Source organism: Geodermatophilus tzadiensis, assembly GCF_003002915.1.
In the GTDB taxonomy this organism is placed as follows: Bacteria; Actinomycetota; Actinomycetes; order Mycobacteriales; family Geodermatophilaceae; genus Geodermatophilus; species Geodermatophilus tzadiensis.
Map to the genome: position 1 here is coordinate 89,562 of NZ_PVTG01000004.1, position 20,280 is coordinate 109,841.

Consider the following 20,280-nt stretch of genomic DNA (forward strand, 5'->3'; position numbering starts at 1 on the left):
GGCCCTGCCGTGCGCGGCCGCCGGGGAGTGCACTGGTCCCGACCGGCCCCGCCGGCCGGCGAGGAGGTGCGCCGTGGACCCGACGCCACGCAGCGGAGCCGTCGTCGTGGGCGTCGACGGCTCGGCGTGCGCGCGGGAGGCGCTGACCTGGGCCGCGATCCTGGCCGCGCGTGCGGGGATGCCGCTGACCGTGGTGCGGGCCTGGAGCATCCCGACGGCGCCGCGGCCGGACTGCTGGGAGCCCGGCTACGTGCCACCGCTCGCGGAGTACGAGCGGGCGGTGTGCCGGGCGATCGCCGACGACCTGGCCGCGGCCGGGGTGCCGCCGGGGGTGCACGTCGACTGCCGTGCCGAGCACCGGGCGCCGGTCGACGCGCTGCTGGCCGCCGCGGACGGCGCCGACCTGCTCGTCGTCGGCGCCCGCGGCCGGGGCCCGTCGGTCGGACGCTCCCTGGGGTCGGTGAGCTCCTCGCTGCTCAAGGCGGCGCGGTGCCCGGTGACCGTCGTCCGGTCGGGGACCGCACCGCGGCCGGGGGAGCGGCCGGAGCGCGTCGAGGTGCCCGGGCCGGACCCGGGCCGTCGGGAGGGATGACCATGGACCCGTCGCAGACCCGCCAGGCGTGGGAGATGACGCCGGGTGAGAAGCTGATGGCGCAGTGGGAGGCGCAGCACGACGTGGCTGCCCGCGGCTCGCGCTGCGACCCCCTCGGCGTGCAGCACCAGCTCAGCCGCGCGCGGGTGGCCGAGCGGGCGCACGCCCACCCGCACGGCGCGACCGCCTCCCGCGCCGCGTCGGCCCCCGCCGCCCCGCCGACCGCGGCGCCGCCGGAGGTGCCGCCGGTCGACCCGCCGGCCGACCCGCCGGCGGTGGACTCCCGGCCGCCGGTCCCGCCCGCGCGGGCCCGCCGGCACCCGTGGCTGCACCGCCTGCCGGGCTGGCGCCGGACCTGACCGCCCGCGCCCTGCCGCCCCCGCCCTGCCTCACCGGCCGCGCCGGGTCACCGCGCGGCCGCCCACCCGCAGCACGGTGCGCAGCAGGTGGGCGCGCTGGGCCGCGGGGAGGGCGGCGAACGTCCGCGCCATGGCGGCGGCGACGGCGGCGGGGGAGGAGCCGACGTCGAGGTAGGCCGCCCACGCGCGCTCGGGCAGGGTGAAGAAGGCGGCGAAGAAGGCGTCGGTGGCCGCGGTGTCCAGCGGCAGCAGCACCTCCAGGCCCAGGCCCAGCAGCCCCGCCGTCGTCCGGCGGCGGGCCGCGCGCACCGCCGGCCGGGGGTCGCGGCCGGCGGCCAGCGCCGCGGCCACCCGCGGGCCCAGCCGCAGCGAGGAGGCGACGCTGTAGCCGGTGGCCGGGTGCACCAGCCCGGCCGCCGCGCCCAGCACGGTGCCGCGGCGGCGGGGCGGGGCGTCCAGCGGGATGGCCACCCGCTCGGTCTCCCCGGCCGGGCGCAGGCCCCGGGCGGCGAGCAGGGCGCCGAGGCGGGCGCGCAGGTCGTCCAGCGGCACCGGCGGGCGGGCGGCCAGCGACGTCGCCTCCAGCAGCACCGTGCCGTCGTCGAGGGGCAGGCCGTAGAGGAACGCCGGCGGCGCCGCGGGGTCGGCCAGCGCGGCCCAGTCCATGAGCAGCGCCCCGCCCGGCGGCACCAGGTCCTCGACCGGGCCGGCCACCACCTCCCCCCAGGCCCGCTGCTGCGCCGTCCCCGGGCCGCCGCCGCGGGCGTCGAGCACCACCCGCGCGGTCAGCTCGCCGCCGCCGGCCAGGACGGCGACCTCGCCGCCGTCCCCGCCGCCGTCCTGGCCCCGCACCCCGTTCACCCGGCCGGTCACCAGCTCGCCGCCGCCGGCCGTGAACCGCTCGAGCAGCGCGGCGTGCAGCACGCCGTTGCGCAGCCGGGCGTAGCCCCGGTCCAGCCACCGCTCGCCGCCCGCGGCGGTGCGGACGACGGTGGGCGCGTACGTCGCGGCCACCGCGGCCGGGTCCAGGTCGAGTGCCGGGGCGGCCGCCGCCAGCTCGTCGGCCCACAGGCAGTAGGTGGCCGGCCAGACCCGCGGCGACGGGGCGACCAGCGCGGTGCGCAGCCCGGCCGCCGCGCACGCGGCCGCCGCGGACAGCCCCGCCGGCCCGGCGCCCGCGACCACGACGTCGAGGGAGGCGGGCACGACCGCAGCCGACCACACCCCCCGGGGCCGCGCACACCCGGCCCGGGACGCGACGGTGCCCGCCGCCCCCGAGGGGACGACGGGCACCGGCGGGGAGTGCGTCAGCGGGTCGAGCCGGCCGCCGCCTGGCGCAGCGCGTCCGCGCCGTCGCGCTGGCCGGGACCGGCGTTGGTGGCCTGCTCCGGCAGCTCGGCGTCGGACGGGCCGCCGTGGTCGTCGATCATGGTCGCCTCGTCGAACGGGGAGTCGCCGGACAGCGCGGCCGAGAGCTGCTCGCGGTCGAGCTCCCGGGTCCAGGTGGCGATCAGGACGGTGGCGATGGCGTTGCCCGCGAAGTTGGTCACCGCGCGCGCCTCGGACATGAACCGGTCGATGCCGACGATCAGGCCGACGCCGTCCAGCAGGTCCGGACGGTGCGCCGAGAGCCCGCCGGCCAGCGTGGCCAGGCCCGCGCCGGTGACGCCGGCGGCGCCCTTCGAGGCGATGATCATGAAGACCAGCAGGCCGATCTGCTCGCCCACCGACAGCGGGTCGCCCAGTGCCTCGGCGATGAACAGCGAGGCCATGGTCAGGTAGATCGCGGTGCCGTCGAGGTTGAAGGAGTACCCCGTCGGCACGACGATGCCCGCGACCGGCGCGCTGACGCCGGCGTGCTCCATCTTCGCGATCAGCCGCGGCAGGGCGGTCTCCGACGACGAGGTGGAGACGATGAGCAGGAACTCGCGGCCCAGGTACTTCAACAGCGAGAAGACGTTGATCTTCGCCACCAGCCGCAGGATCAGGCCGAGGATGACGAAGACGAACACCGCGCAGGTGGCGTAGAAGCCCAGCATGATGATCGCCAGGCTCTTCAGCGCGTCGATCCCGGTCTCGCCGACGACGGCGGCGATCGCGCCGAACGCGCCGATCGGGGCGACCCACATGACCATCGCCAGGATGCGGAAGACCAGCTTCTGGAAGTGGCCGATGCCGCGCAGGATCGGCTCGCCGGAGCGGCCCATCGCCTGGATCGCGAAGCCGGTGAGCAGGGCGACGAGCAGCGCCTGGAGCACCGAGCCGTCGGTCAGCGCCGACACCAGCGTGGTCGGGATCAGGCCGAGGATGAAGTCGGTCGTGCCGCCGGACTCCTCGGCCGTGCCGGCCAGCTCGGCACCCGCGCCGCGGAGCTCGTCGGACAGCTGCAGCCCGTCACCGGGGTGCAGGATGTTGCCGACCACGAGGCCGATCGCCAGGGCGACGGTCGACATGAGCACGAAGTAGCCCAGCGCCAGCCCGCCGATCCGGCCGACCTTGGCCGCCTGCCGGATGGCGCCGATGCCCAGCACGATCGTGCAGAAGATGACCGGCGCGATCAGCATCTTGATCAGGCCGACGAAGGCCGTGCCGAGCCACTTGAGGCTCACGGCGAACTCGGGGAACGCGAAGCCGACCACGATGCCGAGGACGACGGCGGCGATCACGGCGATGTAGAGCCAGTGCGTGCGGTCGCGCTTGCCGGCCGCGGTGCCAGCTGCCATGGGAGCTCCTGGGTGGGTGAGGACGGCGCCCGGGGTCCGGGCGGTGGTCGCTCCCAGTGGGCCGGACGCCGTGACCGGCGTCACGCATGCGTTCATTGCGTTCACGCCTGCTCGCCCGCGGCGGGACACTGCGGAGCGTGTCGATCCTCACCCGCCGGGGGCGGGTCCGCAGGGGGACGAGCCTGGCGCGCCAGCTGCTGTGGCTGCAGGCGCTCGTCCTGCTCACCGTGGTGACGACGGCGACCGTGGTCGCCTACCTCGACGCCCGCTCGGCCCTCGAGCGCGCCGCGGAGCAGCGCACGCGGGCCGTGGTCGAGAGCCTGGCCGACTCCCCGCTCGTGGTCGACGCGGTCGCCGCCGGGGACGCCACCGCGGTGCTGCAGCCCTTCGTGGAGCAGGTGCGCGCCGACACCGGGCTGTCGTTCATCACCGTGATGGCGCCCGACCGCACCCGCTTCACCCACCCCGACCCGGCGCAGATCGGCCGCCCGTTCGTCGGCACCGTCGCCCCGGCGCTGGCGGGGGAGACCTTCAGCGAGACCTACACCGGCACCCTCGGCCCGTCGCTGCGCACCACCGGTCCGGTGTTCGGCGCCGACGGCGACGTCGTCGCGCTGGTGTCGGCCGGCCTCACCGTCGACGTCGTGGGCGCCGACCTCGCGGACGCGGTGCCGGGCATCCTCGGCACCGCCGCGGTCACCCTCGCCGTGGGCGCGCTGGGCAGCTGGGCGGTCAGCCGGCGGCTGCGCCGCCAGACCGGCGGCCTGGACGCGACGACGATGGCGGCGCTGCTCGAGCACCACGAGGCGGTGCTGCACGCCGTCCGCGAGGGGCTGGTGCTGCTCGACCGCGACGGCCGGGTCACCCTGGCCAACGACGAGGCCCGCCGGCTGCTCGACCTCGACGGCGACCCGGCCGGCCGCCGGCTCGACGAGCTGGGCCTCCCCGCCGAGCTGGCCGCGGCGCTGGGGAGCGCCGAGCGCGGCGTCGACGAGGTGCACCTGACCGACACCCGCGTGCTGCTGGTCAACCGCTCGCCCGCGCGCTCCTCCGGCCGCACCGGCTCGGTGGTCACCCTGCGCGACCACACCGAGCTGCAGGCCCTGACCGGCGAGCGCGACAGCGTGCGGGCCTTCGCCGAGTCGCTGCGCGCCCAGGCGCACGAGGCGGCCAACCGGCTGCACGCCACCGTCTCGCTGGTGGAGCTGGGCCGCAGCCGGGAGGCGGTGGAGTTCGCCACCGCCCAGCTCGCCGCGGCGCAGGAGCTCACCGACCGGGTGGTCGGCGCGGTGGATGAGCCGGTGCTGGCGGCGCTGCTGCTCGGCAAGGCCGCCACCGCCGCCGAGCGCGGTGTGCGCCTGGAGGTCGACCCGGGCACGTCGGTGGGCGTCACCGGCATCCCGGGCGGCGACCTGGTCACCGTCGTGGGCAACCTGCTCGACAACGCCATCGACGCCGCGCTGGCCGGGGAGCCGCCGCGCGAGGTGCAGGTCGGCGTGTGGGACGACGGCGACTGCCTGGAGGTCCGGGTCGAGGACAGCGGGCCGGGCCTGGCCGAGGAGGACGTCGAGCGGGCGTTCCGGCGGGGCTGGTCGACCAAGGCCGACCCCGACGGTGCCCCGGCGGGTCTCGGGCGCGGGCTGGGCCTGGCGCTGGTGCAGCAGGTGGTGCGGCGCCACGGGGGCACGGTGGGCGTGCGGCCCGGGCCGGGGGCGGAGTTCCGGGTGTCCATCCCGCTGTCGGTGCCGGCGGGGGTGCCGCGGTGATCCGCGTGCTGGTGGTCGAGGACGAGCCGGTGGCCGCCGAGGCGCACCGGGCCTACGTCGACCGCACCGACGGGTTCGCCACCGTCGGCGTCGCCGGTACCGGTGCCGCGGCGCTGGCGGCGCTGGGCCGGACCGCCGTCGACCTGGTGCTGCTCGACCTGCACCTGCCCGACGCCTCCGGCCTGGACCTGTGCCGGCGGATCCGGGCCGCCGGTGCCGACGTCGACGTCCTCGCCGTCACCTCGGCGCGCGAGCTGGCCACGGTGCGGGCGGCCGCGGTGCACGGCGTCGTCGGCTACCTGCTCAAGCCGTTCACCTACCCGGCGCTGCGCGACCGGCTGGTGGCCTACGCCGAGTACCGGGCGCAGCTGACCGGTGGGGGCGACGCGGCCGGGCAGGCCGAGATCGACCGGGTGCTGGGCACCGTCCGCCCGGCGCGGTCGGCGCCGCTGCCCAAGGGCATGGGCCGGGAGACGCTGGACGCGGTCGTCACCGCCGTCCGGCAGGCGACCGGGGTGTCGGCGGCCGAGACCGCGGAGCTCATCGGCGCCTCGCGGATCACCGCCCGCCGCTACCTGGAGTACCTCGCCGAGGCGGGGCTGGTCGACCGGGTGCCCCGCTACGGCGGCGCCGGCCGGCCGGAGCTGGAGTACCGCTGGCGGTGAGCGGTCGGCCGACCTCGCCGTCGAGGTAGACCCAGCGGCCCTCGGCCCGGCGGAACCGGCTGCGCTCGGCCTGCAGGTGGTCGGCCCCGCGGGCGCGGGCGTGCGCGCGGAAGGTGACCGTGCCCTCGACGTCGAACGGCCCGCCGCCGGTGGTGGCCAGCACCTCCAGGCCGGTCCAGCGCACCGCCGGGTCGAGCTCCAGCGACCGCGGCCGGGTAGCCGGGTCCCAGGTGGCGAGCAGGTAGGCCGGGTCGCCGACGGCGAAGGCGCTGTAGCGCGAGCGCATCAACTGCTCGGCCGTGCCCGCGGTCGCCGTCCCGTCGTGCAGCCGCCCGCAGCACTCGGCGTAGGTCAGGCCGGTGCCGCAGGGGCAGCGCGTCGGGGGCACGGGCTCAGTCTGCGGGCTGGTCCTCGGCGATCCAGACGGCGGTGTCGGGCGGCAGCGCCACCGAGCGGGCCGAGCCGTGCACGCCGGGGCCCGAGGCGAGCAGCACCTGCCCGCGCGAGCCGACCAGCGCGGTGTCGGTGCCCATGTTGACCACGCAGCGGACGGTGCGCCCCTCCCCGGTGCAGCGCACCGTGAGGACGTCGCCGCGGGTGCTCACGGTGGCCTCGCCGGTGCCCAGCGCCGGGTGCTCCGCGCGGACGGCCAGCGCCTGGCGGTAGAGGTGCAGCACCGAGCCGGAGTCGCGGGTCTGCCGGGAGACGGCGTGCCGCCGCCAGTCGGCGGGCACCGGCAGCCACGGCCGCGCGGCGCCGGCGGGGGAGAAGCCCACCCCGGCCGTCGCGTTCCACGGCATCGGGACGCGGCAGCCGTCGCGGCCGGCGCGCTCGCCGCCGCTGCGGAAGAAGATCGGGTCCTGCTTGGCCTCGTCGGGCACGTGCGCCTGCGGCAGGCCCAGCTCGTCGCCGGCGTAGACGTAGGCCGAGCCGGGCAGCGACAGCAGCAGCAGGGCCGCCGCGCGGGCGCGGGCCAGGCCGGTGTCGCCGCCGCCGAAGCGGCTGACCATGCGGTCCTTGTCGTGGTTGCCCAGCACCCACGACACCGGCGCGCCCACCCGGCCGAAGGCGTCCAGCGCGCTGCCGATCGCCTCGGCGAACGCCGGGGTCTCCCACCGCGACTTCAGCATCCGGAACGACAGCGACTGGTGCAGCTCGTCGGGCCGCGAGTAGAGGGCCACCTCGTCGAGGTCGGCCAGGCAGACCTCGCCCACCAGCATCGTGCCGGGGTACTCGTCGCAGACCGACCGCCACCGGCGCCAGACGTCGTGCACCTCGGGCTGGTTCCAGGTCATGGCCTGCTCGGGGCCGTGGCCGAAGAGGGTGGGGGAGTAGCTGCCGGGGTTGTCGCGCAGCTGCGGGTCCTTGAACAGGCCGTAGGCGACGTCGACGCGGAAGCCGCTCACGCCGCGGTCGAGCCAGAAGCGCAGCGTCCGCTCGAAGTCCTCGGCGACGACGGGGTCGCGCCAGTTGAGGTCGGGCTGCTCGGGGGCGAACAGGTGCAGGTACCAGCGGCCGTCCGGGGTGCGCGACCAGGCCGGGCCGCCGAACAGCGAGCGCCAGTTGTTCGGCGGCTCCTCCGACGGCGGGGCGAAGTGGTAGCGCGACGCCTCGGGGGCGTCGGGGTCGGCCAGCGCCGCCTGGAACCAGGGGTGCCGGTCGGAGGTGTGGTTGGGGACGACGTCGAGCACGACGCGCAGGCCCAGCTGCCGGGCGTCGGCGACCAGCGCCTCGACGTCGGACACGTCGCCGTACTCCGGGTCGACCGCCCGGTAGTCGACGACGTCGTAGCCGCCGTCCGCGCCACCCGAGGGGTAGTGCGGGTTGATCCACAGCGCGTCGACGCCCAGCCACGAGAGGTAGGGCAGGCGGGCGCGCAGCCCGGCGAGGTCGCCGATGCCGTCGCCGTTGCCGTCGGCGAACGAGCGCAGGTAGACCTGGTAGACCACGGCCGAGCGCCACCAGGCGTCCTCGACGGACGGCGCCGGCGCGGGCCAGGGGGACTGCTGCCGGCCGGCGACGGTGCCGGCCGCGACGAGTCGAGCGGACATGCCCACACGATCGGCAGGGATCCGGCGACAGGGAGCGGCCAGATCCGACGAAGACGGCGCCCCGGTCCGGCAGATCTCGACGAAGCGCGGCATCCGTGCAGGTGGTGGCCCTGGCAGGGCTCCGAGGGGTGCCCGGACGGCCGGCGGCACCTCACCCGGAGGGGTGGACGGCGCGGCCGGCTGAGGCGACGCCCACACCGGCAGGCGGATGCCCCGGCCGGCACCCCGCGTTGCACTGCCTGTTCGAGAGAGTTCAGGAGCCGCCCCGCGGCGGCAGGAAGTGCCCCACCATGGCCGATCGCGCCCTCTGTCTGCGTCACCCCCGGCACGTCTGGCTCGCCAGCTGCCCCGACTGCACCGCCTGGTACCTCGCCGGACTGCGCGCCGGCCGCCAGGACCGGACGGCGGTGCCCGGCACCCGTCCCACCGCGGACACCGCCCGGGAGACCGCGCCCGCGGCCTGAGCGCGGACCGACCGAGCACCCGACGGCGCCCCGCCGGCCGACCAGGCCGGCGGGGCGCCGTCGTCGCCCCGACCTGGTTCACTGTGGTTGAGCGTTGAACGGTGGTGAGCCCGCCGGCGCCCGCAGGACTGGAGGACCCCCGTGCACCTCGGCGTCGACAGCTTCGTGGCAGCGGTGACCGACCCCTCGACGGGGCACGTCGTCGGCCCCGCGGAGCGGATGGAGCACCTGCTCGAGGAGATCGAGCTCGCCGACCGCGTGGGGCTGTACTCCTTCGGCATCGGCGAGCACCACCGGGCCGAGTACTACGACTCCGCGCCCCCGGTGATCCTCGCCGCGGCCGCCGCCCGCACCGAGCGGATCCGGCTGGGCAGCGCGGTCGCGGTGCTGTCGGCGGCCGACCCGGTGCGGGTGTTCCAGCAGTTCGCCACCCTCGACCTCATCGCGAAGGGCCGAATCGACCTCGTCGTCGGCCGCGGCTCGTTCACCGAGGCGTTCCCGCTCTTCGGGCTGTCGCTGGCCGACTACGACGAGCTGTTCGACGAGAAGCTGGACCTGCTGCTGCGCATCCGCGCGTCCGAGCACGTCACCTGGTCGGGCCGGCACCGCCCCGCGCTCACCGGGCAGGGCGTCTACCCCCGGCCGGTGCAGGACCCGCTGCCGATCTGGGTGGGCGTCGGCGGCTCGCCGGAGTCCTTCGTCCGTGCCGGGCTGCTCGGCCTGCCGCTGATGGTCGCGATCATCGGCGGCGAGCCGCGCCAGTTCGCGCCGCTGGTCGACCTCTACCGCCGCGCCGGCGCGCAGGCCGGGCACGCGCCCGAGACGCTGCGGGTCGGCCTGCACGTGTTCGGCTACGTCGCCGACAGCGTCCGGGCCGCGGCCGACACGATCTACCCGGGCTGGCACGAGATGTTCACCAAGGTCTCCCGCGAGCGCGGCTTCGCCCCGCCCAGCCGGGCCCAGTTCGACGCCACCAGCGGCCCGAACGGGGCGTTCTTCATGGGCGACCCCGACACCGTCGCGGCCAAGCTGCGGCGGGTCTCCGAGCAGCTCGGCGGCGTCGACCGGGTGGCGCTGCAGATGACCAACCCGCGCCTCGCCCACGCCGACCTGCTGCGCGGCATCGAGCTGCTCGGCACCGAGGTCGCGCCGCAGGTGGCCGCGCTCTAGTCCAGCAGCCGGGCGAGCTGCACGCGGGAGCGCAGGCCGCGCTTGCGGTAGACGCTGCCGAGGTGGTGCTCGACCGTCTTCGGGCTGAGGAACAGCTCCGCGGCGATCTCCCGGTTGGACGCCCCCCGCGCCGCCAGGACGGCGATCCGCGTCTCCTGCGGGGTCAGCGGCTCCTCGGGCAGCGGGCGGCGGGGCCGCGCGGTCCGCCCGGTGGCCGCCAGCTCGTCCTCGGCCCGCCGCGCCCAGTGGGCCAGGTCGACCGCGGCGAAGGCGTCGGCCGCGGCGGCCAGCTCCTCGCGGGCCCGCGTGCGCTGCCCCGACCGGCGCAGCCGCTCCCCGAACAGCAGCCGGGTGTGCGGCTCCTCGAACCGGTCGGGGGCCCGCGGGTGTGCGGCGAGCGCGTGCTCGAACAGCACGGTCGCCGCGCGGTCGTCGGGGCAGGCCAGCGCCCGGCAGCGGTGGGCCAGTGCCGCGGTCGCCGGTGCGGACCCCGCCACCCGGGCGTACTCCTCGGCGAGCGCCGCCGCCTCGGCCTGCCTGCCCAGCCCCACCCAGGCCTCGACCAGCAGCGGCGCGACGCCCAGCGGCTCGCCGAGCGCGCCGACGCCGCCGTCGGCCGCCAGCCGCTCCTCCAGCAGCCGCGCCGCCCCGGCGGGGTCGCCGCGGCACAGCGCGCAGAAGGCCGCGGTGAGCGCCAGGTGGGCGGCGACGCCGGCCGTGCCCGCCCGGACGACGAGGTCGCGGGCGCGGTCGAGGTGTGCGGCCGCCTCGTCGTGCCGGCCGCGCGCGGCGTACTCCCAGGCCAGCAGCTCCAGGGCCGGCGCGGCGTCGGCGACGTAGCCGAGCTGCCCGGCGAGCTCGACGGACTCCCCGGCGTCGGCGAAGGCGCCCGCGTGGTCGCCGAGCAGGTGCGCCCGGCCGTGGGCGGTCATCGCCAGCACGGCGACCAGCACGCCGAGCGCGCCCAGGTCCCGCGTCTCCCGCAGCCGCCGCTCGACCACCGGGACGGCGGCCGGCCCGTCGGGCAGCCAGCCCACCGCGAGGGTGACGAGGGGGAGCAGCCGCGGGTCGGCGCGCGCCTCGGGGTCGGCCTCCATCGTGTGCAGGGCCTGCCGCAGCTGCGGCTCCCCGCGGTCGGGTCCCCCACGGTGGGCGGCGGCCGCGCCGGCCACCCAGGCGGCCAGCGCCCGCTGCAGGGGATCGGTGTCGTCGGTGGCGGACGCCGCCCGTCGCGCGGTCGCCTGCAGGCCGGCGACGTCCCCGAGGCGGTGCTGCACGACGGCCAGGTCGGTGAGCACCCAGGCGGCGGTGCGGCCGGTGGCGAGCTCGGCGGCGGCCTGCAGCAGGTCGCGCGCCGCGGGCACCGAGCCGGTGTCCTGCTCGACGCGGCCGAGGACGTGCAGCACCTCCGCGCGGGCCGCCGCCGGCGCCTCGGCCCGCAGGACCTGCTCGGCCAGGGAGCGGGCGCGGGCGGCGTCGCCCCCCACGGCGGCGTCCCCGACCGCGGCCGCGAGCAGGCCCGCGGCCCGCGCGGCGTCCCCGGTGAGCGCCGCGGCCCGCTCCAGCGCGGCCGACGACGCCGCGAACCCCCGCCGTCCGCGCGCCCGGCCGGCCAGCGCCGCGAGCTGACCGGCCAGCGCCTCGTCCGGCCCGGTGGCGGCCAGCGCACGGTGCCAGGTGCGCGCGACGTCGTCCCCGGTGCGCGCCGTCTCGGCCAGCAGCCGGTGGGCCCGGCGGCGGTCGGCGGGGGTCGCCCGGCTCCAGACCAGGCTGCGCAGCAGCGGGTGCCGGAACTGCAGGGCGTCACCGGACCGGACGACGACGCCCCGGTCCTCGGCCGCGTCGAGGGCGGCGTCGGCGTCGGTGCCCGCCCGGGTCAGCGCGGCGGCCACGGCGCCGGCGCGGCCGTCGTACGCGGCGGCGAGGAGCAGCACCGCCTGCCGGGCACCGGGCGGGAGCGCGGCGACGTCCGGCTCGAGGGCGGCGGTCAGCGCGGGGCCCGCGGGGAGGTGGGCCGGCAGCGGCTCGCGGCCGGCGCGCTGGCCGGGGGTGAGCGAGCCGGCCACCTCGAGGAGGGCGAGCGGGTTGCCGCCGAGGCGCGCGCCCAGGCGGCGGGCCACGGGCCCCGCGACGGTGCCGGCCAGCAGCTCCTCGACGGCGCCCGCGTCGAGGTCGGCCAGCCGCAGGACGTCGGCGCCGGCGGGCGGGTCCGGACCCGGGCGCCGGGCGAGCAGCACGGCGATGCGGTCGACGTGCACCCGGCGGGCGGCGAAGAGGACGGCGCCGGCCGACTGGGGGTCGACCCACTGCAGGTCGTCGACGACGACGAGCAGGGGCGCGGGGACCGCGGCGGCGGCCAGCAGCGACAGGGTGCCCGCGGCGACCAGGTGCCGGTCGCCCGGGACGTCGGCCGGACCCCACCCCAGGGCCGCCGCGAGGGCCGCCGCCTGCCCGGGCGGCACCTCGCCCAGCAGCGGGCGCAGCGGGCCGAGCAGCTCGCCGAGGGCCGCGTGCGGGAGAGCCGCCTCCGACTCGACGCCGCAGGCGGTGACCTGCCGGAACCCGCCGGCCCGGGCGGCGGCCCGCAGCACCGCCGTCTTGCCGACGCCGGCGTCGCCCTCGACCAGCAGGAGGCCCGGGTGCCCGGCCCGGGCCCCGTCCAGCAGCCGGGCGACGCGGTCCAGCTCGGCCGTCCGCCCGACCAGGTCGAGGGTTCCCCCCGACGCGACGGGGTGCCCGCCGGCTCGACGCTCGTCCGGCAGGGACCCGTCAGGAGGACGCCATGAACCCGTCACCGCCCCGGAGCCTAGGACCGATCGGCGTGCAGCTGAGGTGGATCGCCTGCCTGTTCGGCGCGCCCGTCGACCCGCGGATGCTGCCCTGGCGGAGGCCGCGGTGAGCCCCGGCCCGTGACCGACCCCGGCGTCGGGGGAGCGACCCGGCGGCGTCGGCTGATGGGATCGGGGCCGGGATCGGGGCCGGGATCGGGGTCGGGTCGGGGTCGGCGGCCAGGGTCGGATCCGGGGCGGTTCCGGGCGTCCCCCGATGTCCCGCGGCCGCCGGCGTCGGCAGGCTCGTGCCATGACCTCGAACCCCCTTCCCCCCACCGTCCTCCCGACCGCCCCCGCCCCGCAGCGGGAGCTCCGGCGCAGCCGGTCCGACCGGATGCTCGGCGGCGTCTGCGGCGGCCTGGCCCGCTACACCGGCGTCGACGCCGTGCTGTGGCGCGCCGCCGTCGTCGCGCTGACCCTGGCCGGCGGTGCCGGACTGGTCCTCTACGCCGTCCTGTGGGTGCTCACGCCCGCCGAGCCGCTCGCCCCGGGCGAGCAGCCGCGCCCGGTCGACCGGTTCGTCGACCGGCTGGCCGGCCGCGGCGAGGACGCCGTCTGAGCCCTCAGCGGCGCGGCAGCGCCAGCGCGGCGACCAGCCCCGCCCCGACCACGGCCGTGCTCACCGCGAACGCCACCTGGTAGGAGGCGACGTCGGTGAGCCAGCCGGCCACCAGCGGGCCGACGACGGCGCCGAGGTCGGCGGCCATCTGGAACACGGCCACCACCCGGCCGCCCCGGGCGGGGCTGACGTCGCCGACCAGCGCCGCGGGCACGCTCGCCAGCAGCGAGGCGGCCAGGCCGTAGCCGGCCATCGACAGCAGGAACGCCCCCGTCGAGGGCGGCAGCACCAGCACCGACAGGGCCACGGTGCCCACCGAGGCCCCCAGCACCAGGCTCGGCCGCCGTCCCCACGTGTCGGCCAGCCGGCCCGAGCGGAGCAGGCCCAGCGCCTGCGCCGCCGAGCCGGCCAGCAGCCCGGCCCCCGCCCAGGCCGCGGTCCGGCCGAGCTCCTCGGTGACGTAGAGCGGGACCAGCGAGTTGCGGACGCCGAACAGCACCCAGCCGATGCCCAGGTTGGTCACCAGCGCCGCGACGTAGGCCCGCGACCGCAGCGCCGCCCGCAGCGGCACCGGCCCCTCGGCGAGGTCCGGTGCCGCGGCCGCGGCGCTGTCGGCGGCCGCCCGCGACGGCGACCGCAGCAGCACCAGCGCCACCGCGCCGGCGGCGAGCAGCGCGGCGGCGTAGAGGAAGAACGGCAGCCGCGGGGACAGCGTGGTGAGCAGCCCGCCCGCGGCCGGCCCGGCGATGCCGCCCAGGATGAACCCGCCCTGGTAGGTGGCCGCGGCCCGGCCGCGCGCCGTCGGCGGCGCCACCCGCAGCAGCAGCGCCAGCGCGGCGACGGTGAACATCGCGCTGCCGACGCCGCCGGCGGCCCGCAGCCACAGGAAGACCGGGAAGGACGTCGCCAGCCCGGCCAGCCCGGTGGTCACCGCCACCATCGCCAGCCCCGCGGCGAGGACGGTGCGCTCCCCGAGCACCTCCACCAGCCGGCCGCCGCCGAACGCCGACACGAACCGGAACAGGGCGAACGCGCTCACGGCCAGGCCGACCGCCGTCGTCCCGACGCCGAAGGAGGAGGCGAACAGCGGGATGGCCGGGGCCACGATGCCGAAGCCCAGCGCCACCACGAAGGCGACGACGGCGAGCACGCCGACCTCGCGGGGCATCTCCGCCGTCCGTCCCCGCACCGGGCGATGCTCGCAGCCGGTGCAGGGGCCGCCGACGGAGGGTCAGCCGGCCAGCAGGGCGCGGACGGCGTCGATGGTGTCGGCCTCGGCCGGCGTCTTGTCCGGCCGGTAGCGGACGACGCGGGCGAAGCGCAGCGCCACCCCGCCCGGGTAGCGCGGGCTGCGCTGCACGCCGTCGAGGGCCACCTCGACCACCAGCTCGGGCCGCAGCCGCACGCCCCACGCGGGGGCCTCCACCGCGAGCCCGGGGAAGGTGGCCGTCTGCCAGGCGAGCAGCTCGTCGGTCATGCCCTTGAACGTCTTGCCGACCATCACCGGCTCGCCGCCGTCGGGGTCGCGGGCGCCCAGCGAGATGTTCGACAGCCGCCCGGTGCGCCGTCCGTAGCCCCACTCGGCGGCCAGCACCACGAGGTCGAGGGTGTGCACCGGCTTGACCTTCTGCCAGGCCCGGCCGCGCCGGCCCGCGGCGTAGGGCGCGCGCAGCGCCTTGACGACGACGCCCTCGTGCCCGGCGGCGAGCGCCTCGGCCAGCACCCCGGCGGCCTGCTCCGGCGTCGGCCGGCGCACGCCCGGCATCCGCAGCGGCGCGTGCTCGGGGGCGGCGAGCAGCCGCTCCAGCGCGTCGAGGCGGACGGCCAGCGGCTCGTCGAGCAGGTCGCGGCCGTCGAGGTGCAGGACGTCGAACAGGAACGGGCTCAGCAGCACCGCCGGGTCGGGGCCGGCGCTGCCGAAGCGGCTCATCGTGTCCTGGAAGGCCCGCGGGGCGCCGTCGTCGTCCAGGGCGAGGGTCTCCCCGTCGAGGACGGCGGTGGTGCACGGCAGCGCCCGCACCCGGTCGGCCAGCTCGGGCACCGCGCCGGTGACCTCGCGCAGCGTGCGGGTCCACACCCGCACCTCGTCGCCGTCGCGGTGCACCTGGATGCGCGCGCCGTCGAGCTTGTGCTCGACGGTGACCTCGGCGCCGAGGTCGGCCAGCGCGTCGTCCAGGGAGGCGCCGGGGCTGGCCAGCATCGGCCGCACCGGGCGGCCCACCTCCAGCCGCACCGCGGCGAGCGCGTCGGTGCCGCCGCCCAGCGCGGTGGCCGCGGTGGCCGGCAGCGAGCCCGACAGCATCGCGGCCCGCCGGACCGCCTCGGCCGGGACGCCGGCCGCCGCGGCCACCGCGTCGAGGACCACGCCCTCGAGCGCGCCCTGCCGCAGCTCGCCGGTGAGCAGCCGGACGAGGAAGCGCTGCTCGTCGGCGGTCGCCGCGCCGAACAGCGCACCGAGCAGCGCCTCGCGGCGGGCCGCCGACCCGGCGCCGGAGGTGGCGGCCAGCCCGGTGAGCGCGTCGTCGACGGCGGCGACGGTCAGTGCCGGTGCGGCCGCCGGGTCGTGCGCGAGCCGGGCCAGCGTGCGCCAGCCGACGCCGAGGCGGCCCTGCCGGACGTCGCCGGCCAGCCAGGCGGTGACCGGCCCGACCTCGCCGGGCTCCGCGCGGCGCAGCACGTCGGCCACGGCCGCTGCCTTGGCGGTGCGCGAGCGGGTGGCGGCCACCGCGGCCGAGGCGGCGGCGACGTCGGCGAGCAGCACGCGGCCAGCCTGGCACCGGTCCGGTCCGGGTGTGGCGCCGGTCGCCGGCGGGCAGTCCTGCCCCGTCGACGGGGACGAGGAGGCGGTCATGGGCGGGCCGGACGTCGAGGACGGGCCGAGGGGCTGAGCTCCGACCAGGAACTCACCCGGCGCGGGTTCCTCGGGGCCGCCGGGCTGGCCGCCGGCGTGCTGGCCGGGTGTGGCGGGCGGCTGCCCGGCGCGGGGGAGGGGGACGGTGCGGCCACGCTGGCCGCCCGGCCGGCGCCGCCGTCCCCCGGCACGCCGCTGCCGCCGGCGGGCACCTCCCCGCTCGGCCTGGAGGAGACACGCGACCCGCTGCTGCACCTGCCGCCGGCGGGCGTGCCCGGGCCGGCCCCGCTGGTCGTCGTCCTGCACGGCGCCGGCGGGGACGCGGAGTCCGGCCTCGGCCTGCTGCGGCCGCTGGCCGACGAGCGCGGACTCGTCCTGCTCGCCCCGGCGTCCCGGGGGCCGACCTGGGACGCCGTCGCCCGCGGCTACGGACCGGACGTCGCGGTCGTCGACCGGGCGCTGGCGGCGGTCCTCGCCGCGGTGCCGGTCGACGCCGGCCGGGTCGCCCTCGCGGGCTTCTCCGACGGCGCGTCCTACGCCCTCGGTCTGGGCCTCGCCAACGGCCGGCTGTTCCGCCAGGTGGTGGCCTTCTCGCCCGGCTTCGTGCCGCCGGGCCCGCGCGCCGGGCGGCCGACGGTGTTCGTCTCCCACGGCACCGACGACGACGTGCTGCCGGTCGAGCGCACCAGCCGGGAGGTGGTGCCGGCGCTGCGCGACGACGGCTACGACGTGACCTACCGCGAGTTCGCCGGCGGCCACCGGGTGCCGCCGGAGGTGGCCCGGGAGGCCGCCGACCGGCTCGCCGGGACCCTGGACTGACCGGACCGGCCGTCAGCCGCCCCGCTCGGCGAACCGGCGCACCGGGGCGGACCACGCCGCGGGATGGGTCCAGGGGAAGCTGTGCGCGCCGGGCAGGGACTCGAACCGGCCGTCCCGGGCCAGCCGGCACAGCGAGCGGGCCCACTCCTCGGTGCACAGCAGGTCCTGCGCGCCGTGCAGCACCAGCACCGGGACCGGGACGTCGGTGACGACGTCCTCGAGCGGGTCGGCCAGGGAGGCCCGGACGGCGTGCAGGACCCGGCGCATGCCGGCCCGCTGCCGCTCGGGCCGGTGCACCTCGTCGAGGTCCGGCGGCTCCCGCCGGTGGTTGCGGTACCAAGCCCGGAGCACGCCGCCGAGGCTCCGGAACGCCGGGTCGACCGTCGGGCTGGCCAGCACCAGACCCCGCACGCCCGGCGGGTGCCGCACCGCCGCTCGCGCGGCCACCTGGGTGCCGCCGGAGTGCCCCACGAGCACCACCCGGTCCAGCCCGGCCGCCGCCAGCCAGGCGACCAGGGCGTCCCCGAACTCGACGACGTCCAGATCGTGCGGCGGCTCCCCGCTGCCCGAGAACCCCGGCAGTTCCACCAGGTGGGCGCGGGTCCACGTCCCGAGCGCCCGCAACCCGGGGACCAGGTAGTCGGCCACCCCGATGCCCTGGACGAGCACCACCTCGGCGACGCCGTCGCGGGGCGTGCCCACCGAGCGGCTGTGCATCCGGCCGAACGGAGTCTCCCGGTCGGTCCGGACGAGGTCGGTCGTCAGCACACACCTCCGGCAGCCGGACGGCGGGCGCGAGGGCTCCGCGGCGCCGAGGCCAGTCTGGCCGCGCTCCCTCCCGCGTGCGCGGCGGCCGCGCGACTGATTGGCTCCAAGGGCGGCTCAGCAGTCGGCCACCCTGATCGGAGCGGGAGACCACCGTGGCAACGACCATCGCCGGTGTGGACAAGCAGACAGCAGCGCGGGCGCTCGGCGCCGTCGGCGCGGCGTTCGGGGCGGTGAGCGTGCTGGCCCCTCGCGTGATCGCCGCCGGGTACGGCGTCCCCCCGACACCGCAGGGCCTGCAGTTGCAGCGGCTGTTCGGCAGCCGCGCGCTGGCGGTCTCGGTGGCAGGGCTGACCGCGCGCACCCCGGAGGAGGTCGACCGGGGCCTGCTCCTGGTCGCCGCGATGAACCTCCTCGACGTCCTCACCGCGCTGGGCGCGGCCCGTGGCTCCGGCCGGCCCACCACGGTGCGGGCGGTGGCCAGCTCTGCGGTCTACGGCGCGGCGGCGCTGGCGGTGCGGGCGATGGACTGACCCCGGGCCGACCGCCGCGCCGCGGGGACTGGAGCGCGGCCGCCGGGTGTGAGGGAATGCCGGGGCAGGGCTGGTCAGGGGGGAGGTGCCCGGCATGACGCGAGCGATCGTGGTCGGCGGCGGGGTCGCCGGGCCGGTGGCGGCCATGGCGCTGCAGAAGGCCGGGATCACCGCGACCGTCCACGAGGCCCGCGCCGCCCCGGACGGGGACGTCGGCGCCTGGCTCGGCGTGCAGGTCAACGGCCTCGACGCGCTGCGGGCCGTCGACGCCGAGGACGCCGTCCGCGCCGTCGGCTTCCCCACGCCGGTCATCGAGTTCCGCACCCACACCGGCCGGGTCCTGGGCACCCTGTCCACCGGCTCTCCCGCGTCCGGGCGGACGACGGGCCTGTCGCTGCGCCGCTCGGACCTCTACCGCGCCCTGCACGGGGAGGCCCGCCGGCGCGGCATCGAGGTGCGCCACGGCTCGCGGCTGACCGGCGTCTCCGACACCGGCGACGGCGTCACCGCGGTGTTCGCCGACGGCCGCACCGAGACCGCGGACCTCCTCGTCGGCGCCGACGGCGTCCGCTCGACGGTGCGCGCCCTGGTGGACCCCGACTGCCCGCCGCCGCGGTTCGTGCCCGTGCTCAACACCGCCGGGTACTCCGAGCACACGCCGGCCGGCGCCGAGGTGGGCCGGCTGACCATGGTCTTCGGCCGCCGCGCCTTCGCCGGCTACCTGGCCGTCCCGACCGGCGGCACGTGGTGGTTCGCCAACCCGCCGCTGGCGCGGGAGCCGTCGGCCGAGGAGGTCGCGGGCACCTCGGACGGGCAGTGGCGGGCCCGGCTGGCCGACCTCTACGGGGCCGACCGCTCGCCGGTCGCGGCGCTGGTCGAGGCCACGCCCGGACCGCTGCGCGGGTGGACCACCCACGACGTGCCCACGGTGCGCCGCTGGTCCCGCGGGCGCACGGTGCTGATCGGCGACGCCGCGCACGCCACCTCGCCGGCCGCCGGGCAGGGCTCGTCGCTGGCGATCGAGGACGCCGTCGTGCTCGCCCGCTGCCTGCGCGACCTGCCGCCGGCGCAGGCCCTCCGCGCGTTCGAGGACCTGCGCCGGGCCCGCGCCGAGCGGGTCGTCGCCCAGGGTTTCCGCACCAGCAGCGCCAAGTCGCCGCCGGCCGTGGGCCGCCTGGTGCGCGACCTGGTCATGCCGCTGGTGCTGCGCCGCCGCGACCCGCAGGCCTGGGTGCGCGACCACTCCGTCGACTGGGGCACGCCGGTCCCCCTCCCGGCGGGCTGACCCCGGGTGGGCAAGCCGCTGCCCGACGTCGTGGCGCCCGGCCTCGACGTGCTGTTCTGCGGGATCAACCCCTCGCTGCTGTCGGCGGCCCGCGGCCACCACTTCGCCCGCCCGGGCAACCGGTTCTGGCCGGCGCTGCACCTGGCCGGGCTCACGCCCCGGCGGCTGCGCCCGGAGGAGGACCGGGAGCTGCCGCGGTACGGCCTCGGCGTCACCAACCTGGTCGACCGGCCGACCCGCACTGCCGCCGAGCTGACGCCCGACGAGCTGCGCGCGGGGGTGGCGGCGCTCGAGGAGCTGGTCGGCGCGTTCCGTCCCCGGGTGGTGGCGGTGCTCGGCGGCACCGCGTGGCGGCTGGCCGTCGACCGGCGCGGCGCCCCCTGGGGGCGGCAGGAGCGCCGGCTGGGCGGGGCGGAGACCTGGGTGCTGCCCAACCCGAGCGGGCTCAACGCCCACCACCAGCTGCCCGACCTCGCCCGGCACTACGCGGCGCTGCGGCCGGCGGCTCAGCGCGCCGAGCCGGCCAGCGCCCCGGGCGACTCCGGCGCCTCCTCCGCCAGCCGGCCCACCAGCGCGACGGCCCCGCCGAGGTCGAGCCCCGACCCGCGGGCCACCGCGGCGGCCAGCTCGTGCGGGTCGAGCGCGGCCTCGAGCGCGGCGACGTAGCGCCCGCCGTCGACCGGGTCCATCCGCAGCGGGTCGTAGCCCACCATCCGGGCGCTGGACCGCACCGCGCCGAGCAGGGTGGCGCCGTCGTGGGCCCGCCCGGCGGCGACGGCCGCCCCGACGGCGGTGAGCAGCCCGGCCAGCGTGCCGGTGGCGTCGCCCTCCTGGTGGGTCAGGTCGA

At 78.4% G+C, this 20,280-nt stretch carries 19 protein-coding genes; 11 read left to right on the forward strand and 8 right to left on the reverse strand.

Annotated elements, in window-relative coordinates:
• The first annotated feature begins 73 nt into the window (after positions 1-73).
• On the forward strand, positions 74-592 hold the full coding sequence (locus LY71_RS07365) for a universal stress protein (protein ID WP_106276320.1): 519 nt from the start codon (positions 74-76) through the stop codon (positions 590-592).
• A 2-nt stretch (positions 593-594) separates the two neighbouring features.
• Positions 595-951, forward strand: a complete 357-nt coding sequence (locus LY71_RS23060) for a hypothetical protein (protein WP_146146073.1) — start codon at positions 595-597, stop codon at positions 949-951.
• Between the two features lie 30 nt (positions 952-981).
• Here LY71_RS23060 and LY71_RS07375 read toward each other — a convergent pair whose 3' ends face one another.
• Positions 982-2,157, reverse strand: coding sequence for a lycopene cyclase family protein (locus tag LY71_RS07375; protein WP_170121255.1), 1,176 nt, complete (start codon positions 2,155-2,157; stop codon positions 982-984).
• A 101-nt stretch (positions 2,158-2,258) separates the two neighbouring features.
• Positions 2,259-3,674, reverse strand: coding sequence for a cation:dicarboxylate symporter family transporter (locus tag LY71_RS07380; RefSeq protein ID WP_106276321.1), 1,416 nt, complete (start codon positions 3,672-3,674; stop codon positions 2,259-2,261).
• Between the two features lie 137 nt (positions 3,675-3,811).
• Here LY71_RS07380 and LY71_RS07385 point away from each other — a divergent pair, with 137 nt between their 5' ends.
• Positions 3,812-5,440, forward strand: coding sequence for a sensor histidine kinase (locus tag LY71_RS07385; RefSeq protein ID WP_245887742.1), 1,629 nt, complete (start codon positions 3,812-3,814; stop codon positions 5,438-5,440).
• On the forward strand, positions 5,437-6,105 hold the full coding sequence (locus LY71_RS07390) for a response regulator (RefSeq protein WP_106276323.1): 669 nt from the start codon (positions 5,437-5,439) through the stop codon (positions 6,103-6,105). The genes LY71_RS07385 and LY71_RS07390 overlap by 4 nt, the downstream gene beginning before the upstream one ends.
• Here the strand turns inward: LY71_RS07390 and LY71_RS07395 are convergent.
• Together LY71_RS07395 and LY71_RS07400 are read right to left on the reverse strand one after the other, a co-directional pair.
• Positions 5,999-6,493 carry a YchJ family protein gene (locus LY71_RS07395; RefSeq protein ID WP_106276324.1) on the reverse strand — a complete coding sequence of 165 codons (495 nt, stop codon included), beginning with the start codon at positions 6,491-6,493 and terminating at the stop codon, positions 5,999-6,001. The two genes, LY71_RS07390 and LY71_RS07395, sit on opposite strands and share 107 nt — an antisense overlap.
• A 4-nt stretch (positions 6,494-6,497) precedes the next feature.
• Positions 6,498-8,156, reverse strand: a complete 1,659-nt coding sequence (locus LY71_RS07400; protein ID WP_106276500.1) for a glycoside hydrolase family 13 protein — start codon at positions 8,154-8,156, stop codon at positions 6,498-6,500.
• A 290-nt stretch (positions 8,157-8,446) separates the two neighbouring features.
• Between LY71_RS07400 and LY71_RS23370 the strand changes: the two genes are divergently transcribed.
• Together LY71_RS23370 and LY71_RS07405 are read left to right on the forward strand one after the other, a co-directional pair.
• Positions 8,447-8,620, forward strand: a complete 174-nt coding sequence (locus LY71_RS23370) for a hypothetical protein (RefSeq protein ID WP_170121256.1) — start codon at positions 8,447-8,449, stop codon at positions 8,618-8,620.
• A 141-nt stretch (positions 8,621-8,761) separates the two neighbouring features.
• Complete coding sequence (locus LY71_RS07405; RefSeq protein ID WP_106276325.1) at positions 8,762-9,790, forward strand: LLM class flavin-dependent oxidoreductase; 1,029 nt, start codon at positions 8,762-8,764, stop codon at positions 9,788-9,790.
• On the opposite strand, the gene LY71_RS07410 is transcribed toward LY71_RS07405, so the two are convergent.
• Positions 9,787-12,585, reverse strand: a complete 2,799-nt coding sequence (locus tag LY71_RS07410; protein ID WP_170121257.1) for a helix-turn-helix transcriptional regulator — start codon at positions 12,583-12,585, stop codon at positions 9,787-9,789. The two genes, LY71_RS07405 and LY71_RS07410, sit on opposite strands and share 4 nt — an antisense overlap.
• 286 nt (positions 12,586-12,871) lie before the next feature.
• On the opposite strand from LY71_RS07410, the gene LY71_RS07415 reads away from it, so the two are divergent.
• Positions 12,872-13,180 carry a PspC domain-containing protein gene (locus LY71_RS07415; protein WP_106276327.1) on the forward strand — a complete coding sequence of 103 codons (309 nt, stop codon included), beginning with the start codon at positions 12,872-12,874 and terminating at the stop codon, positions 13,178-13,180.
• Positions 13,181-13,184: 4 nt separating this feature from the next.
• On the opposite strand, the gene LY71_RS07420 is transcribed toward LY71_RS07415, so the two are convergent.
• Both LY71_RS07420 and LY71_RS07425 read right to left on the reverse strand, forming a co-directional pair.
• The gene (locus tag LY71_RS07420) at positions 13,185-14,348 is read right to left on the reverse strand and encodes an MFS transporter (RefSeq protein ID WP_106276328.1); all 1,164 of its coding nucleotides are present in this window, start codon (positions 14,346-14,348) and stop codon (positions 13,185-13,187) included.
• A 63-nt stretch (positions 14,349-14,411) separates the two neighbouring features.
• A complete protein-coding gene (locus LY71_RS07425; RefSeq protein ID WP_106276501.1) occupies positions 14,412-15,941 on the reverse strand; it encodes an ATP-dependent DNA ligase in 1,530 nt (509 codons plus the stop codon).
• A 186-nt stretch (positions 15,942-16,127) separates the two neighbouring features.
• Between LY71_RS07425 and LY71_RS07430 the strand changes: the two genes are divergently transcribed.
• Positions 16,128-16,850 carry an alpha/beta hydrolase gene (locus tag LY71_RS07430; RefSeq protein ID WP_245887743.1) on the forward strand — a complete coding sequence of 241 codons (723 nt, stop codon included), beginning with the start codon at positions 16,128-16,130 and terminating at the stop codon, positions 16,848-16,850.
• A 12-nt stretch (positions 16,851-16,862) separates the two neighbouring features.
• Here LY71_RS07430 and LY71_RS07435 read toward each other — a convergent pair whose 3' ends face one another.
• A complete protein-coding gene (locus LY71_RS07435) occupies positions 16,863-17,618 on the reverse strand; it encodes an alpha/beta fold hydrolase (RefSeq protein WP_106276329.1) in 756 nt (251 codons plus the stop codon).
• Between the two features lie 152 nt (positions 17,619-17,770).
• On the opposite strand from LY71_RS07435, the gene LY71_RS07440 reads away from it, so the two are divergent.
• The 3 genes from LY71_RS07440 to mug all read left to right on the forward strand — a co-directional run bounded on the left by LY71_RS07440 (position 17,771) and on the right by mug (position 20,099).
• Positions 17,771-18,148: a hypothetical protein gene (locus tag LY71_RS07440; RefSeq protein WP_146146074.1), complete on the forward strand. Its 378-nt coding sequence runs from the start codon at positions 17,771-17,773 to the stop codon at positions 18,146-18,148.
• Between the two features lie 94 nt (positions 18,149-18,242).
• Entirely contained in the window at positions 18,243-19,433 is a 1,191-nt protein-coding gene (locus LY71_RS07445; RefSeq protein WP_106276331.1) for an FAD-dependent oxidoreductase, read from the forward strand.
• A 6-nt stretch (positions 19,434-19,439) separates the two neighbouring features.
• Positions 19,440-20,099 (forward strand): G/U mismatch-specific DNA glycosylase, encoded by a 660-nt coding sequence (gene mug, locus LY71_RS24005; RefSeq protein ID WP_245887744.1) that lies wholly within the window; start codon positions 19,440-19,442, stop codon positions 20,097-20,099.
• The last annotated feature ends 181 nt before the right edge of the window (positions 20,100-20,280 follow it).

Excerpts from the sequence above, each read along its gene's own strand:
- LY71_RS23370 (WP_170121256.1), top strand. The coding sequence starts at position 8,447 with ATGGCCGATCGCGCCCTCTGTCTGCGTCACCCCCGGCACGTCTGGCTC.
- LY71_RS07380 (WP_106276321.1), bottom strand. The coding sequence starts at position 3,674 with ATGGCAGCTGGCACCGCGGCCGGCAAGCGCGACCGCACGCACTGGCTC.
- LY71_RS07415 (WP_106276327.1), top strand. The coding sequence starts at position 12,872 with ATGACCTCGAACCCCCTTCCCCCCACCGTCCTCCCGACCGCCCCCGCC.
- LY71_RS23060 (WP_146146073.1), top strand. The coding sequence starts at position 595 with ATGGACCCGTCGCAGACCCGCCAGGCGTGGGAGATGACGCCGGGTGAG.
- LY71_RS07445 (WP_106276331.1), top strand. The coding sequence starts at position 18,243 with ATGACGCGAGCGATCGTGGTCGGCGGCGGGGTCGCCGGGCCGGTGGCG.
- LY71_RS07400 (WP_106276500.1), bottom strand. The coding sequence starts at position 8,156 with ATGTCCGCTCGACTCGTCGCGGCCGGCACCGTCGCCGGCCGGCAGCAG.
- LY71_RS07420 (WP_106276328.1), bottom strand. The coding sequence starts at position 14,348 with ATGCCCCGCGAGGTCGGCGTGCTCGCCGTCGTCGCCTTCGTGGTGGCG.